At 38.8% G+C, this 15,955-nt stretch carries 13 protein-coding genes and 1 other annotated feature; of the genes, 3 read left to right on the forward strand and 10 right to left on the reverse strand.

Going from position 1 to position 15,955, the window contains the following annotated elements:
• Nucleotides 1-26: 26 nt before the first annotated feature.
• Together ftsW and wrbA are read right to left on the reverse strand one after the other, a co-directional pair.
• On the reverse strand, nucleotides 27-1,223 hold the full coding sequence (gene ftsW / locus ACM26V_RS11505) for a putative lipid II flippase FtsW (protein WP_416151554.1): 1,197 nt from the start codon (nucleotides 1,221-1,223) through the stop codon (nucleotides 27-29).
• 344 nt (nucleotides 1,224-1,567) lie between these two features.
• Nucleotides 1,568-2,188, reverse strand: coding sequence for an NAD(P)H:quinone oxidoreductase (wrbA, locus tag ACM26V_RS11510; RefSeq protein ID WP_416151555.1), 621 nt, complete (start codon nucleotides 2,186-2,188; stop codon nucleotides 1,568-1,570).
• A gap of 222 nt (nucleotides 2,189-2,410) precedes the next feature.
• Here wrbA and ACM26V_RS11515 point away from each other — a divergent pair, with 222 nt between their 5' ends.
• The gene (locus ACM26V_RS11515) at nucleotides 2,411-2,749 is read left to right on the forward strand and encodes a winged helix-turn-helix transcriptional regulator (RefSeq protein WP_416151556.1); all 339 of its coding nucleotides are present in this window, start codon (nucleotides 2,411-2,413) and stop codon (nucleotides 2,747-2,749) included.
• Between the two features lie 108 nt (nucleotides 2,750-2,857).
• Here ACM26V_RS11515 and ACM26V_RS11520 read toward each other — a convergent pair whose 3' ends face one another.
• The 7 genes from ACM26V_RS11520 to ACM26V_RS11550 form a co-directional block, all read right to left on the reverse strand.
• Nucleotides 2,858-4,471 (reverse strand): putative polysaccharide biosynthesis protein, encoded by a 1,614-nt coding sequence (locus tag ACM26V_RS11520; RefSeq protein ID WP_416151557.1) that lies wholly within the window; start codon nucleotides 4,469-4,471, stop codon nucleotides 2,858-2,860.
• Between the two features lie 167 nt (nucleotides 4,472-4,638).
• Entirely contained in the window at nucleotides 4,639-5,040 is a 402-nt protein-coding gene (locus ACM26V_RS11525) for a secondary thiamine-phosphate synthase enzyme YjbQ (RefSeq protein WP_416151860.1), read from the reverse strand.
• A gap of 32 nt (nucleotides 5,041-5,072) precedes the next feature.
• The gene (proC, locus tag ACM26V_RS11530; protein WP_416151558.1) at nucleotides 5,073-5,876 is read right to left on the reverse strand and encodes a pyrroline-5-carboxylate reductase; all 804 of its coding nucleotides are present in this window, start codon (nucleotides 5,874-5,876) and stop codon (nucleotides 5,073-5,075) included.
• A gap of 176 nt (nucleotides 5,877-6,052) precedes the next feature.
• Entirely contained in the window at nucleotides 6,053-6,322 is a 270-nt protein-coding gene (locus ACM26V_RS11535; RefSeq protein WP_416151559.1) for a hypothetical protein, read from the reverse strand.
• Nucleotides 6,319-6,693 (reverse strand): hypothetical protein, encoded by a 375-nt coding sequence (locus tag ACM26V_RS11540; protein ID WP_416151560.1) that lies wholly within the window; start codon nucleotides 6,691-6,693, stop codon nucleotides 6,319-6,321. Before ACM26V_RS11540 ends, ACM26V_RS11535 begins: the two co-directional genes overlap by 4 nt.
• A 286-nt stretch (nucleotides 6,694-6,979) precedes the next feature.
• Nucleotides 6,980-8,389 (reverse strand): alanine/glycine:cation symporter family protein, encoded by a 1,410-nt coding sequence (locus ACM26V_RS11545; protein WP_416151561.1) that lies wholly within the window; start codon nucleotides 8,387-8,389, stop codon nucleotides 6,980-6,982.
• Nucleotides 8,390-8,629: 240 nt separating this feature from the next.
• Nucleotides 8,630-9,322 carry a hypothetical protein gene (locus tag ACM26V_RS11550; RefSeq protein WP_416151562.1) on the reverse strand — a complete coding sequence of 231 codons (693 nt, stop codon included), beginning with the start codon at nucleotides 9,320-9,322 and terminating at the stop codon, nucleotides 8,630-8,632.
• Nucleotides 9,323-9,625: 303 nt separating this feature from the next.
• Between ACM26V_RS11550 and ACM26V_RS11555 the strand changes: the two genes are divergently transcribed.
• A complete protein-coding gene (locus ACM26V_RS11555) occupies nucleotides 9,626-10,897 on the forward strand; it encodes an NAD(P)/FAD-dependent oxidoreductase (protein ID WP_416151563.1) in 1,272 nt (423 codons plus the stop codon).
• A gap of 654 nt (nucleotides 10,898-11,551) precedes the next feature.
• On the opposite strand, the gene leuS is transcribed toward ACM26V_RS11555, so the two are convergent.
• Nucleotides 11,552-13,969 carry a leucine--tRNA ligase gene (leuS, locus tag ACM26V_RS11560; RefSeq protein WP_416151564.1) on the reverse strand — a complete coding sequence of 806 codons (2,418 nt, stop codon included), beginning with the start codon at nucleotides 13,967-13,969 and terminating at the stop codon, nucleotides 11,552-11,554.
• An 86-nt stretch (nucleotides 13,970-14,055) separates the two neighbouring features.
• Nucleotides 14,056-14,280: a binding site (T-box leader), on the reverse strand.
• Nucleotides 14,281-14,858: 578 nt separating this feature from the next.
• Between leuS and ltaE the strand changes: the two genes are divergently transcribed.
• Nucleotides 14,859-15,890: a low-specificity L-threonine aldolase gene (ltaE, locus tag ACM26V_RS11565; RefSeq protein ID WP_416151565.1), complete on the forward strand. Its 1,032-nt coding sequence runs from the start codon at nucleotides 14,859-14,861 to the stop codon at nucleotides 15,888-15,890.
• The last annotated feature ends 65 nt before the right edge of the window (nucleotides 15,891-15,955 follow it).

Below are 15,955 nucleotides of genomic sequence, written 5' to 3' on the forward strand. Positions count from 1 at the left end.
CTCCCACCTACCAACACTTTCAGAATTTATTTTGTAGCGGAAGTCTCTCTTCCGACAAATTCATTATTTTTATTAATCGATACATGTTTTTTTGATTCTCTAGATTCATGTCGTTCGCGTTCTGTTTTACGAGAAATATTTGCTAAAATTCCCATGGAAATAAAGGTAATCAATAACGAAGAACCTCCATAACTTAAAAACGGAAAAGGTATTCCTGTAATTGGCAAAATACCATTTACTGCACCTGCATTGAAAATCATTTGTATTGATAACTGAAATACAATCCCAAAAGCAAGCAGACTCCCAAACGTATCACGACACCGTGCTCCTACCAATACCCCTCTTCCAATAATAAAGAACATTGCTAAAAACACAACAAAAATTCCTAGCAATCCTAGCTCCTCACTGATGATCGCTAATATAAAGTCAGTGTGTGCTTCAGGAAGGTAAAATAGTTTCTGAACACTCTGTCCCATTCCAGCCCCTGAAATACCACCATGGGCAATAGCAATATATGACTGTACAAGTTGAAACCCTTCTGTTTGTTCAAGTTCAAAAGGGTTTCGGTGTCCTAACAAACGGTTAAGTCTATAAGGTGCTGAGGTGGCATAGTGATACAAAGCCCATCCGGCTAAAGATCCTAACGAAATAAGATGTAGCTTTCTAGCTCCCGAACAAAACGCAATTAATCCTGCAACAAGAACAATTGATGTAGCCGTCCCTAAATCAGGTTGCATCATAATTAGTAAGAAAAAAATGATTACAACTACAAGCGGAGGCAAAACCCCGGTAAAAAATTTATTGATGTAGGCTTGCTTACGAGAATAAACATAGGCTAAATAAATAATCGATCCAATTTTTACAAACTCTGAAGGTTGAATCCTAAAACCCGCAATATTAATCCAACGAGTTGCGTTATTGACTTCGTAACCAATACTAGGAACTAAAATTAATAAAAGTGAAACAATCGATCCACCTACTATCCAAGGCGCTAATTTCCGATAATGACGATAAGGAAAGAACATAAAGATAATAAATAAAAATACTGAAACCACAAGCCATTGAAGTTGTCTATCAAAAAAATGAGTAATATTTTCAAAATGCTCATATCCCTGGACAAAACTTGCACTGTATATCATCACAAGTCCAAAAAGGGCTAAAAAGCAAATGCTAATGATTAAATACCAATCTATAAAAAGTTTTCTTGATTTCTCTTCTTCCAAGGCGTCCACCTCCGATACGATGAGCTTCGCCCATACTAATTCCTACATTATAGCAGATGGCGACTAGGTCTAAAAGAGACTTGAGAACTGAGATTGCTTTTTACATGATTATACTATATTTGATCGTTAAAAAATTCCATAAATAGTGTTAAATAAACCATATTAAGGTAGATAATTTTTATTTTCACTTACATCTGACGAATCGAATTCTACTGTTCGCTTGCTGCTGTTGCTTACTTTCTCACTTTTCATTACATCTCTAATCTCCTCATTCTGTTAGGTTAAGCATTCATAAAAAAAAACGCTCGAACCATCAATGGGTTCGAGCGTAAATGTAACATAAATTATCCTCTCAATGCCTTTGCAACAGTTGCTACTCTCTTACCAAGTCTTCCTGCCATAACAAGGTCTCTTTCGTCCGGTTGCTTACTGCCATCCGGTCCAGCAACTGTAGAAGCTCCATAAGGAGAACCTCCAATTCCATCAGTAGTCATTTGCTCTGGATTTTCGCCATACGGAAGTCCTACATAAACAAATCCAAAATGAAGTAGTGGAATCAATGAAGTAATTGCCGTTGTTTCTTGACCTCCATGAATCGACCCAGTACTTGTAAATATTCCAGTTGCTTTTCCTTCCAATTCACCATTCATCCATAATCCACCTGCTGAATCAAGGTATTGCTTCATTTGAGCAGGCATAGAACCAAAACGTGTAGGAATTCCCCATACTACGCCGTCTGCCCATCTTAAGTCATCATGAGTTGCCACAGGAACATCTTCTTGAGCCTTTTGAGCTTCAACATAAGCATCTTGTCCTGACATTGCTTGCTTTACTACATCAAATTCTTCCACGCGAACCATTTTCACCTCAGCACCATCTACCTCTGCAGCACCTTTAGCTACTGCTTTTGCCATTGTGTAAATATGTCCGTAAGTACTGTAATAAGGAACTAAAATATTTGTCATGAATAAAACACTCCTTCAAATTTTTGTTTAGTATTGGTCTAATATTTCACCTATTTTGTATTCTTCCTTGGAACAAAAATAATTAAACTTTTATTTTTTAATATATACAATATTTTTGTTCGTTACTTATCTTTAGTTAGTATATTATCTTAGATACTTACTAAAGTCAAGTAAGGTGTGGTATAATGAATAAAGATAATTGACTTTAAAGGAGTGATACAAATGGTCAATGTAAATTTATGCCCCAAATTTGAAACTGCTTTTCAATTACTAGGAAAACGTTGGAACGGTTTGATTCTTCGTGTCCTACTTCAAGGCCCAGTTAGGTTCAGAGACATTTCAGCAAACATACCTGATATGAGCGACAAAATGCTTGTAGATCGCCTAAAGGAACTTGAAGAAGCTGGTTTAGTTAAGCGAACCGTTTTCCCTGAAACCCCTGTTCGAATTGAATATCAACTTACTGAAAAGGGATATGCTATTGAGCCCGTTTTAGATCAAGTACAAGCATGGGCAGAAGAGTGGATGACAGAAAAAAAAGCTACTAAGGTGAAAAATTAGTAGCTTTTTTTCTGTTATTGAAATATTAAGTTACGATATTACTACGTGCAAATTCACTGTATTGCCCCTAAGCATGGAAAACAACGATTGAGAGTAACCCTTCGTTTATCATTTTTTTAAAAATCCAAAGCGATCTCCCAGTATTTCTCCCGCTAAACCTGAACGAACCGTGACGTTCAAGTAAACAATCACACCAGATAAAATCGAAATGCTCAAGACTATCATTGCATTTCCTCTGCTTTCCAACGGAATCAATTGTTGAAATCCATAACTAAGGAACGAAACAACAGCTGCCATGACTGCTGAAAACAAGCAGATCAGTAAAGCTCGTTTTCTAATATAACTATAATCATAATCTGCAAATTTTCCAATTGCCCATACATTAATTGAAATCGCAATGACGTAACCAACTCCAGTCGCTAAAACAGCCCCTTGGGCGTCAAACAATGAAATTAACGCGCCATTAAAGAGGATTTTAAATAACACCCCAGCTGTCAATGCAATGACAGCGTACTTCTGTTTATTTATTCCTTGTAATAAGGATGCTGTTACTGCAAAAATAGAAAATGCAACAGCTACAGGTGCATACGATCTAAGGATTTCCGATCCGATAATATATTCTTCCATTCCAAACAGTGCAGCATAAGAAGGTTCTGCTAATACCATTAAACCAACTGCTGCTGGAATCGTTAAGAAAAGAATGATCTGATACGTTTGTGTAATCGTTCGTTGTAACCGCTCTGTTTCTTGATTAATAAATGCGTTCATAACAGTTGGCAATATCGTTATTGACATTGCTGTCGCTATTGCAACCGGAATAAGAATCAATTTGTGAGAAGTTTGCGTAAATGCTGCATAGTAGATTTCTACAACATCTGAGCTTAATCCCGTATTTCTCAAAGCTTCGTTAAACGTCATTAAATCAATCATTTGATAAAGCGGAATGGAGAGCCCGACAAAAGAAATAGGCAAGGCATAGGCAAATAATTCCTTATAGATCTTCGGTAACGAAATGTTGTGATCTATCGTGCTTTCTTCGATCTGATGTTGTAATCCGCTCCATCGCTTCTTCCAATAAATCAATAGAACGACAAGTCCCCCAATTGCACCCACGAATGCTCCGAAGGTGGCAAAACCAACTGCTAAGCCTACTTCCCCATCCAGGACATTAATAATTATGTACGTCATTGAAAGGATGAAAACGATACGAAAGATTTGTTCGACAACTTGAGATACTGCCGTTGGTCCCATCGATTGATGTCCTTGAAAATAGCCACGAATTAACGCCATCACCGGTACGATTAATAATGCAACACTGACCATTCGAATTGTAAAGACAGCGTCAGAAATGGAATTTCCTTCTAAAGCTTCTGGGTTAAGTACTCTGTGCGCGATTGGTTCCGCCAGAAGGAATAAGATAATAAAAGCAACGATACCTGTCAATGTCATAAGAATTAGACCAGACTTAAGCAATCGTTGTCCTGTTCGATAGTCTCCGAGTGCATTGTACTTTGAGACAAATTTAGACACAGCTAACGGAACTCCTAATGTAGCTAAACTTAATATTACCGTATATGGTGTATACCCGTAAGAATAAAGCGCAATACCGCCATGCCCTACAATCGCTGTAAAAGGAAAAATATAAATCAGCCCAAGCATTTTTGAAATAAAAATACTTGCCGTTAAAATCATCGTTCCTCTAATTAATTTTTGTTCACTCATTTTTATTCTCCTAAAGTTTAATCTAGGTAGCATTTTATCATATTTTAACTTCATGAATGCTATTTCTTTAAGAAAAAAGCAATTCAGTTTTATACTGAATCACTTTTTTCGACAATTAGACCTTTTATTAGCTTTGCTTTTGATGCTGTTCAAGGTACTTTCACCAATTAACCTTCTATTATTTTCAAAAAGACATTACGATTTCGAGGTCCATCAAACTCACAGAAATAAATCCCCTGCCATGTGCCCAAAACTAGTCTACCTTTATTAATAATGACCATTTGTGAAGCACCAACCGTACTTGCCTTCAAATGTGATGCTGTATTTCCTTCAGCGTGGCGGTATTTCTCATGATGCCAAGGATACACCTCATCCCAACGCATGATCATGTCTTTTTTTACATCCGGATCAGCATTTTCATTAATGGTGATCCCTGCTGTGGTGTGTGCGCAATAAATATAAACGACACCTTCTTGTATGCCACTATCTTTAACAACGTTTTGTACTTCCCTTGAAATATCTTGCATTTCATCTCTCGTCGTAGTTGAAAGTGCTATCTTTTCTAACATCATATCTCCTCCTTGAAACATTCACATTCTTCTTAATTTACACCACGGGCATGGTCATTTGTTACCTTAATTGCACTTTTTACAATCGACGCAAAATCTCTTTCATTTAACAAAGCAAGTCCCTCTGCAGTCGATCCGCCTGGTGAAGCCACTTGTGCCATTAAATCGGCTGGATCACCACCTGCTTCTAGCATTCCTACAGATCCTTTAAGCATGATCGTCACAAGTTTTCTTGCTTGATCTGGACGAACATCATATGACAGTGCCGCTTCTTCTAAAGCTTGCGCAAATGCATAAAGAAAAGCTGGTGCACTTCCCGTTATCGCCGTTAAATCGTGAACTTTTTCTTCTGTTAATTCTTCCGATTCACCAATGGAAGACAATACTTGTAAAAGAACGTCTCTATCCCGTTGTTCCACATATTTTCCACAAGCATACGTAGACATCGATGCTCGAACTTGAGCACCCGTGTTCGGCATGATCCATGCAACTGGTATTCCTACCGGAAGACGTTCCTCCATGTATGTAGGGTCAATACCTGCGGCAACCGTAATAATAAACTGATTGGTTACTCTTTCAGATAATTGACGAAGTAATTGGTCTTGCGTATTCGGTGGAGAAGCTAGCAAAATTACTTCGTGGTTTGCTACCTCTAAGGACCAATCCTTTGCAATTTCCACACCATATTGTTTTTTCAAACGTTCTAATTTTGCTCGATCTGTTTGATTCGTAACCGTAATGTTTTGAAAAGCTCGATCTTTTGATGAAACAAGACCAGAGAGAATAGCCTCTGCCATTCTCCCTGCTCCAATTAAAAGTAGGTTCATTTTAGTCATATTGGTCAACTCCTTATCACGTCATTAACATACCATGAATCAGGATTGAAGACAAAACGACAAAACTTCACCCAATATTATTCTCAATATTACTCACTCTAGATTATCCATATAGCAGTTAAAAATTGATCTGTCTGTTATGTCATATGGCCGCACTAACTTTTAACGTTTTCACCTTATAAGTGAAAAATGATAGAAAAAATATCTCCATCATCATGTAAAATGCAGCAAAAAAATTGAAATTCAATTAAAGTATTAAAGCCACTTTCGCAGTGGGGACTGTTTCTCAAATTTGATTCTACCAACGATCCGAATTCCTCGCTGATTTGGAGCGTTTTCTTATTTCTATTCCTCGAACGCTCCGAATCCCTCGCTGTTTCGGATCGTTTTTCATTCTCCATTCCTCGAACGCTCCGAATTCCTCGCTGATTCGGATCGTTTTTCATTCTCCATTCCTCAAACGTTCCGAATTCCTCACTGATTTGGAGCGTTTTCCTATCTTTATTACTCGAACGCTCCGAATTCCTCGCTGTTTCGGATCGTTTTTCATTCTCCATTCCTCAAACGTTCCGAATTCCTCACTGATTTGGAGCGTTTTCCTATCTTTATTACTCGAACGTTCCGAATTCCTCGCTGTTTCGGATCGTTTTTCATTTTTCATTCCTCGAACGCTCCGAATTCCTCGCTGTTTCGGATCGTTTTTCATTCTCCATTCCTCGAACGCTCCGAATCCCTCACTGATTTGGAGCGTTTTCCCATCTTTATTACTCGAACGCTCCGAATTCCTCGCTGTTTCGGATCGTTTTTCATTCTCCATTCCTCGAACGCTCCGAATCCCTCACTGATTTGGAGCGTTTTCCCATCTTTATTACTCGAACGCTCCGAATTCCTCGCTGTTTCGGATCGTTTTTCATTCTCTATTCCTCAAAAGTTCCGAATCCCTCACTGATTCGGACTGTTTTCCGAAGACTGGAGCATTGGGAACAGAAAGGGTTCACCTATAGTGGATAAAGTGTCCACTGTAAGAGTTGTGTGAGAAATTGATTTTATCATCTCGTATGTTTCGTACTTCTTAGTGTTTTATGAATAATTCGGACTTACTATTATTTCTTTTTCTCCCAACACTCTGTTCCTGTTAATCCGGGAATATTTTCAGCATAAAATACAGGATTTTTCCCTGCTGATTTTTGCGTCGTATAATCGTCAAGAACTTGCAGCGCTACTTTACCTATCAGAAAGATTACTAACAAGTTTATTACTGCCATCATTCCCATAAATAAATCAGCCATGTTCCAAACGAGCATTACTTCCGCAAGTGCACCAAACATTACGAAACCAAGTACCCCAAAACGATAAACATATAACCACACTGAGTTTTGTCTAATAAATTCTATGTTCGTTTCCCCGTAGTAGTAATTTCCGATAATCGAACTAAACGAGAACAAAAGAATCGCAATCGCTACAAAATAAGGAGCCCAATCGCCGACGTGTACTGCAAAAGCGGATTGAGTTAATACGATACCTTCATTTGATCCTGTCGTGTACACATCAGTAAGTAAAATCACAAATGCTGTTGCTGAACAGATAATAATTGTGTCAAAAAATACTCCAAGACTTTGAACAAACCCTTGCTTAGCTGGATGACTAACACTAGCCGTTGCAGCCGCATTAGGAACACTCCCCATCCCAGCTTCGTTAGAGAACAAGCCACGACGCACTCCATTCATAATAGCTGCTCCAATTCCTCCGCCTAATACTTCTTGAAATCCAAATGCATTCGTTATAATTAGTTGAATAACTGCTGGAATTTCCGATACATTTGTAATGACAATAAACAAGGCTATGATGAGATAAATGATAGCCATAACCGGAACAATAATTTGCGTAACATAAGCTATTCTTTTTACTCCTCCAAAGATAACCATCGCAGCAAGGATTATCAATGCTAAACCAATAATCCAAGGACTAATATTAAATGCATCATCAAATGATTGACTAATCGTATTTGCTTGGACTGCATTAAATATAAAGCCAAAACACAGAGTCAGTAGGACAGCAAAAGCAATCCCCAATCCTCTTTGATTTAACGCTCTCTCCATGTAATATGCAGGTCCACCACGGAACTGTCCCCCATCTTTCACTTTGTATACTTGTGCGAGCGTACTTTCAATAAATGAAGTAGCCATACCGATGATCGCAACCATCCACATCCAAAATACTGCACCAGGTCCGCCCAATGAGATTGCAATCGCAACACCGGTTAAATTCCCGGTTCCGACTCGTGATGCTGTGCTGATGGTAAAGGCTTGAAATGCAGATATACCATCCGGACTGTCTTTCTTTTCAAAAATAACGCGAAACATCTCTCCAAACAAGCGAAATTGAACAAACTTTGTTCGAATCGTGAAATAGACACCTAAACCGAGCAATAAACCAATCAATATGTAAGTCCACAAAAGATCATTACCGAAATTAACAACAATATTAATCCAAGAAGTAATTGTTTCAAACATGTATATTCCTCCTTAATTTTATTTCCTTAATGACGTTAATTTCAAAATATATCTTAAATTTCTTAATACATAGCTGAGGCTTCCTCCATTACATTAATGTCGGAAGCCTCAGCTTTTCTTATGCATCTAATTAATTAAAAAATATGTTTTTAACAGGCTTTTACTAAATATATCGATAAAAATGCTATTTTTAGCTAAAAAAGGGCATCAAACTGTATGATGCCTTTTTTGTACTATCAGTTAACTAATGTTTTTTAAGCGTTTTTCAAGCTTTTTAAGTTTAAACTCGTTTTTATTCTCTTTTTCATATTGCTTAAGTTTTCTCTTTAAACGTCCCTTAGTCCATGAATAATCAACAATGTTTTTTAAGTTTAAATAAGAAGCAAAGAAATCTACATTTCCACTATCGTATTTAGCGTCATCTTCGACCAATTCAAAATAAAGATCAAATGCTTCAGTTAAACTAGCTCCTTCAGGAACAAAATCACCATAAACGTCTAGACAACGTCGGTAATTATTTTCGCGAAGCTTCGTTAAGAAAGTAGTTAAGAAAGTTTCCTCATTACCTTCCACTTGAAAACCTCGTCGTTCAAGTAAATTCAAGAAGACTTTCAACTCATTGTGAAAAAACGCAAAAGCCTCTCTCATTTCCTTTGTCATACTCATGTTTATACTTACCGTTCCTTCGGAGCGAGCATGCAACATGTTCAATATTGCACGATATACTTCAGGTTTTAATAAAAAAGTAGGATGTACCGTTTTCAGGTAGCTCTCAACCTCCGTATTTAATAAAGATTGCATCTTCTCAGTTCTTTCCATTTCTAACATTGCTATTTTTCTTTCGAATTCAGCATACTCTGTTATTCGTTGCTGTGTTCCAAGTGCCCACACAGCTCGTTTTGCTTCAAATTTATTTTTCAAATTTTGAAACATGTGCATCTCCTCCTTTCACGATTTATTATTATTATTTTTCCTTCACAAGGAGTGTACCACACTCAATTCAGAAATAAAATAGAGTTTAAGTAAAAAATATGAACAATTTGTCACCTTATTACTCCTCATCTCTTCTGACACACCCAAATGGATGAAAATAAGCTTATTTCGTATATTTTCAGATAATTTACAAACAGATTACTATTTTCAAAAAGAATGAAAACTTGTACAACTGTGTCAAGACCAAGTAAAATCAAAATGACTAGAACGTGACATTTTACTGTTGTGAAAAGAGGTTATGACATGAAAGACGTTATTATTATTGGCGGTGGTCCCTCAGGGCTAATGGCTTCTGTAGCTGCTGCTGAGCATGGTGCAAAGGTGTTAATTATCGACAAAGGAAATAAGCTAGGACGCAAACTAGCGATTTCTGGCGGCGGTAGATGTAATGTGACTAACAGGGCCGATGCAGAAGAACTTATTAAGCACATCCCTGGCAATGGTCGATTTATGTATAGTCCTTTTGCTGTTTTCAATAATGAAGACATTATTACCTTTTTTGAAGATTTAGGAATTCCATTAAAAGAAGAAGACCGCGGAAGGATGTTTCCAGTTAATGATAAAGCGATTGAAGTAGTTAGAGTATTGCTTAATCGTATACGATCCTTGAACGTCGATATCCTTACAAAAACAGAAGTTAAAGGGCTCGTCTTCAGCGAAAATAAGCAAGAAATCGCTGGGGTTAAATTAGCTAGTGGTGAAGTGGTCCATGCAAAAAAAGTCATCGTTGCTGTAGGTGGTATGTCTGTTCCACACACTGGATCAACGGGGGATGGGTACCCATGGGCGAAAGCTGCTGGTCATACTGTTACAGAACTTTATCCAACCGAAGTTCCGATCACTTCCAACGATTCATTTATTCGGAACAAAGAATTACAAGGCCTGTCATTACGAGACGTACGTTTATCTGTCTTCGATCCTAAAAAAGGCAAGTTAATTAAAGGTCATGAAGGGGACATGATTTTTACGCATTTTGGTATCTCAGGACCAATTGGGCTTCGTTGCAGCCAGTATGTTGTCAAAGCGATGAAAAAATACAGTGTGAAACAAATTCCGTTGACCATTGACCTTTTTCCCAATGAGAAAGAAGAGGAAGTGTTTCAGCGACTGACGCTATCACTTAAAGAGCAATCAAAAAAAGCAATCAAAAATGCTCTTTCTGGTTTTGCACCCGAAAGACTCATCCCTGTTTTATTAAAAAAATCAAATATTGATCTCTTAAATATATACGGCGAAATCACGCAAGATAAAATTCGTACACTGACTCGTTATATGAAGTCGTTTCCTATCCAAGCAAATGGTACGTTATCAATCGAAAAGGCCTTTGTTACCGGCGGAGGTGTTAGCGTGAAGGAAATCCTCCCCAAACGAATGGAGTCAAAGTTAATGAAAGGACTGTTCTTTTGTGGAGAGGTATTAGATCTTCATGGATATACAGGTGGTTATAATATCACCGTCGCTTTCTCTACCGGATATACTGCAGGAAGAGCGGCCGCATTAGAGGAAGATAGCTGATAAAGAGATGGCTCCTTGTACATCAAATAAGCTGAGGTTGAATTCATACTGCACTAGAGGCATCCTCTTTGCAGTATAAAACTCGAAGTTAAATGGTAACTGCTCAAGCTACGTCCTCTTGGACAGTTTGAAACTCGATGTTGAATTAAAACTGCACAAGTGACATCTGGGCACAGTTGTTTCAAATGAAAACAATTGGGCTTTTGATCTCTTTAAGTTAAGAAGCCAATCAACCGCCTCCGACTTCTCCTTACCTTGTAAAATGGCAATGATTTGATAAAAGAAAATAATGATTATCCCGCTAGCTCAGAATGAGTAGTTCAGTTTGATAAAGGATAGCTTTATCTAAAAGTTGTTATCAATTGAAGATTTTCCCGTGAAGGGAATGCAAACGCGATTCCTGTTACGTTCAGACTGAGTCTCTCCTCGAAGGGAACACAAACGTGATATCAAACATTAATTTTGTTTAAGTGAGGATTCTGAGCGAAAGGGGTACTCTCAAAAAGAAAATTAAAATAACGAAAAGGACCTAACTACAACAAAGTAGAGGTCCTTTTTGGCTCTTTATTCAACATTATAGAACATAATAAAAAGAAAGAGGGCTCCGTCAAGATGACCTTAGTCAACCACCTTTTCGACACCCTCTTTTTTTATTTATTTTGCAACAATATTAACTAACTTTCCTGGAACGACGATGACCTTACGCACCGTTTTCTCTTCAATTTCATCTTTAACCTTATCAATATTTAAAGCTTCTTTTTCCAAATCATCTTTGCTAGCATCTTTTGCAACGACAAGCTTTGAGCGAACTTTTCCATTGACTTGTACGACGATTTCCACTTCATTTGTCACTAATAACGCCTCATTGTAGACAGGCCATGTACTGTAAGACAGTGACCCTTCATGACCAAGCCGACTCCACAATTCTTCACATAAGTGAGGTGCAACAGGAGCCAATAGTTTAATGAATCCTTCAAGGTGGCTTGTCGATAACTTCTCTTGCTTATAACCTTCATTAACAAACACCATCATTTGTGAAATTCCAGTGTTGAAGCGAAGTGATTCAAAGTCCTCAGTCACTTTCTTGACAGTTTGGTGGTAAACCCGCGTCATTTCGTCAGTACCTTGTGCATCAACAATCGTTGCATTAAGGTGCCCTTCACTGTCAATCATCAAACGCCATACTCTATCAAGGAAACGACGAGCCCCATCCAAGCCATTTTCACTCCATGCAATCGATGCGTCTAATGGTCCCATAAACATTTCATAGAGTCGTAACGTATCCGCGCCATGAGATACCACAATATCATCAGGATTCACTACATTGCCTTTAGACTTACTCATTTTTTCATGATTCTCACCAAGAATCATGCCTTGATTGTATAGCTTTTGGAAAGGTTCCTTCGTTGATACAACACCAATATCGTAAAGGACTTTATGCCAGAATCGAGCGTAAAGCAAATGCAAGACCGCGTGCTCCGCTCCACCAATATATATATCCACTGGCAGCCACTGTTCAAGTTTTTTAGGATCAGCGAGTTGTTCATCATTATCGGGATCAATATAACGTAGGTAATACCAACAACTACCTGCCCATTGAGGCATCGTGTTAGTTTCTCGTCGGCCTTTTTTCCCTGTTTTAGGATCTGTTACAAATAACCAATCTTCATTATTCGCTAACGGTGATTCACCAGTACCTGAAGGCTTAAATTCATCCATGTCAGGAAGAGTAAGTGGGAGTTCTTCTTCTGGAACTGCTTCCATCGTTCCATCTTCCCAATGAATCATTGGAATCGGCTCTCCCCAGTATCGTTGGCGGCTAAACAACCAGTCTCTAAGGCGATACGTGATTTGCCTTTCCCCTTTTTTATTTTCCACAAGCCAGTCACACATTTTCGCGATTGCTTCTTCATTTTCCAAGTCATTTACGAAGTCTGAATTCACATGAGGGCCATCACCTGCATAGGCTTCTTTAGACAAGTCACCACCGGAAACTACTTCAACGATCGGCAAATCAAATGTTTGTGCAAATTCGTAATCTCGCTCATCATGACCTGGAACAGCCATAATTGCTCCTGTACCATAGTTTACAAGCACATAATCAGCAATCCAAATTGGTAGTTTTTCACCCGTGATCGGATGAATCGCATAACCGCCTGTGAAGACACCTGATTTTTCCTTCGCTAACTCTGTTCGTTCCAAATCACTTTTCGTTGCTACTTTCTTTTGATACGCTTCAACTGCTTCCTTTTGTTCAGCAGAAGTAATGCCAGCAACCCAATTGTGCTCCGGAGCAAAAACAAGGTACGTCGTACCAAACAGCGTGTCGGGCCGAGTTGTGAACACAGTGAATTGTTCACCAGTTTTTTCAAGAGTGAAATGGACATCGGCCCCTTCAGAGCGTCCAACCCAATTTCGTTGCATGTCTTTAATACTTTCAGGCCAATCTAATTCTTCAAGGTCTTCCAATAGACGATCAGCATAAGCTGTGATTTTTAACATCCATTGCTTCATCGGTCGACGTTCAACTGGATGATTGCCTCGCTCGCTTTTTCCATCGATCACTTCTTCATTAGCAAGCACTGTGCCAAGTGCTGGGCACCAATTAACTGCAACTTCATCAACATAAGCTAGCCCTTTTTTATAGAGTTGCAAGAAGATCCATTGTGTCCATTTATAATAAGACTTGTCTGTCGTGTTAATTTCCCTGTCCCAATCATAAGAGAACCCTAGGTCTTTTATTTGTCTACGAAACGTATTAATGTTTAATTCAGTAAATTCTCGAGGGTGCTTACCTGTATCGAGAGCATATTGCTCTGCCGGTAGGCCAAATGCATCCCAGCCCATTGGATGTAGAACATTGAATCCTTGCATTCTCTTCATCCTTGAAACTATATCGGTCGCTGTGTAACCTTCAGGGTGACCTACATGAAGCCCAGCCCCTGATGGATAAGGAAACATATCTAGAGCATAAAATTTCTTTTTTGAGGGGTCCTCTGTTGTTTTAAACGTTTTATTCTCTTCCCAATAGTTTTGCCATTTTTTTTCGATTTGTTGATGATTGAAAGACAATGCAACAACCTCCTTTTATGTATTCAGTTACCTTTATTTTATTACACTAACGTGAAAAAGCAAAAAAACTCCCGCCTCTAGCTATCACTAGGGACGAGAGGTTGATGATCCTTCCCGCGGTACCACCCACGTTTAGTGCAATGAATGCACTCGCTCAAAGCCAATAACGCAGGCTAAACGTCAAAAGGTACTCAATACGATTCCCTTTTGCAACTCCAAGGTGAGTTCATAATCAGCCATCGTTAACTTCCACCTTCCGTTAACTCTCTGCGCATGGACAAATCATTACTAATCCTTATCTCCATTTTTTTCATGCAAAATATATTTTTCGCTCATAGCTATTGTAAGCATGCAATCTAAAACTGTCAAGAAAGCCCACTATCAGAATAACCTATCAGGCGTAGCTTTATACTTCACTAGATAGGAGTTCTGGTATAAATTCATGATTTGAGCCCAAGGGGGATTTTTTTGTGGGGATTCGGCTTGAAACTGAGAGGTTTCTCTCCCTATGACATTACTTGCCGGCTAATTTCAGCGCAAAATTAGCCTATTTCACTCCCTACGCAGTTCCTTTCACTAATCGTATAGCTCGAATCAAAGAAAATATCTTTCTTCATTTCCCACTGCGGCCTAGTTTTTAGAGGGATGCTTTCTCCCACAATGATCATCGACTTATTGTACTCCTTGGGTAGTTAATTTCCAATCTTTAGGGCACAAGTGATGCCGTCTTGTGCCCCTTAACAAGCCATTCTCCAATCTTTAGGGCACAAGCGATGGCGTCTTGTGCCCCTTAGTAAGTCAATCTCTATTGCAAAGGGTACAAAACTCATTTTTCAGTTTAAGATATTATGATAGGATAAAGAAAACAAACATAAAGGTGGAAATATTAATGATAGATTTGCGAAGTGACACAGTAACGAAACCAAGCCAACTCATGCGAGATGTTAGTGCAAAAGCAATCGTTGGTGATGATGTATATGGAGAAGATCCAACAGTGAATGAACTCGAAGACTATGCCGCAAAGCTTGTTGGAAAAGAAGCGGCGCTTTTTGTTACTAGCGGAACACAAGGAAATCAAGCTGCAATTTTGACTCATTGTCATTCAGGGCAAGAAGCAATTATCGATGAAGATGCTCATGTGGTTGTATATGAGGGGGCAGCTATTTCTGCTTTTGCTGGTGTGCAACCAAAAACATTAGCCCACCATCGGGGTCAAATTCCTCTTGAAGCGATCGAAGAAGCCATCCGCGAGGACGATGTGCATTACCCAGAAACAGGCATGATATGGTTAGAAAACACACACAACCGAAGTGGTGGCTCTGTTTTGCCAATAAGTTATTTAAAAGAAGTGTATCAACTCGCAAACAAACACAATACTCCTGTCCACATTGATGGGGCTCGCCTCTTCAATGCCGCTATTGCAAGTCGCGTTGAAGCAAGCGAGATTGCACAATATACCGATTCGATTCAATTTTGCTTATCGAAAGGACTCGGTGCTCCAGTAGGATCTATCCTTGCTGGAAACAAGACTTTTATTGATAAGGCGAGAAAAAAACGAAAAATGCTTGGTGGAGGCTTACGTCAAGCAGGGATTCTTGCCGCACCTGGACTACTTGCACTCAAATCAAATATTCAGCGACTTGCTGACGATCACGACCATGCCAAAAAATTAGCAAAAGCAATCAATACGTATACTGATCTTTCTGTTAAACATCATGTAGACACAAATATCATTATCGCAGACACTCACGAATCGCAATCATCAGCACCTGAATGGGTCAAAGCATTAGAGAAACGTGGAATTGCAATTATTCAATACAAACCACAAGCACTTCGATTTACTACTCATTTAGACGTTTCGAGTGAGGATATCGAGATCGTTATCGAACAACTTAAACAATGCTCTAAGAGGAAGTCTTAAACTGGACTGAGGCAAAACTAAAGCGTCGAAACAGCTGGCAAGGAGAATATGTCGAGAGGAAGTCT

Origin of the sequence: Salipaludibacillus sp. HK11 (assembly GCF_047795645.1) — a bacterium.
Lineage (GTDB): Bacteria > Bacillota > Bacilli > Bacillales > Salisediminibacteriaceae > Salipaludibacillus.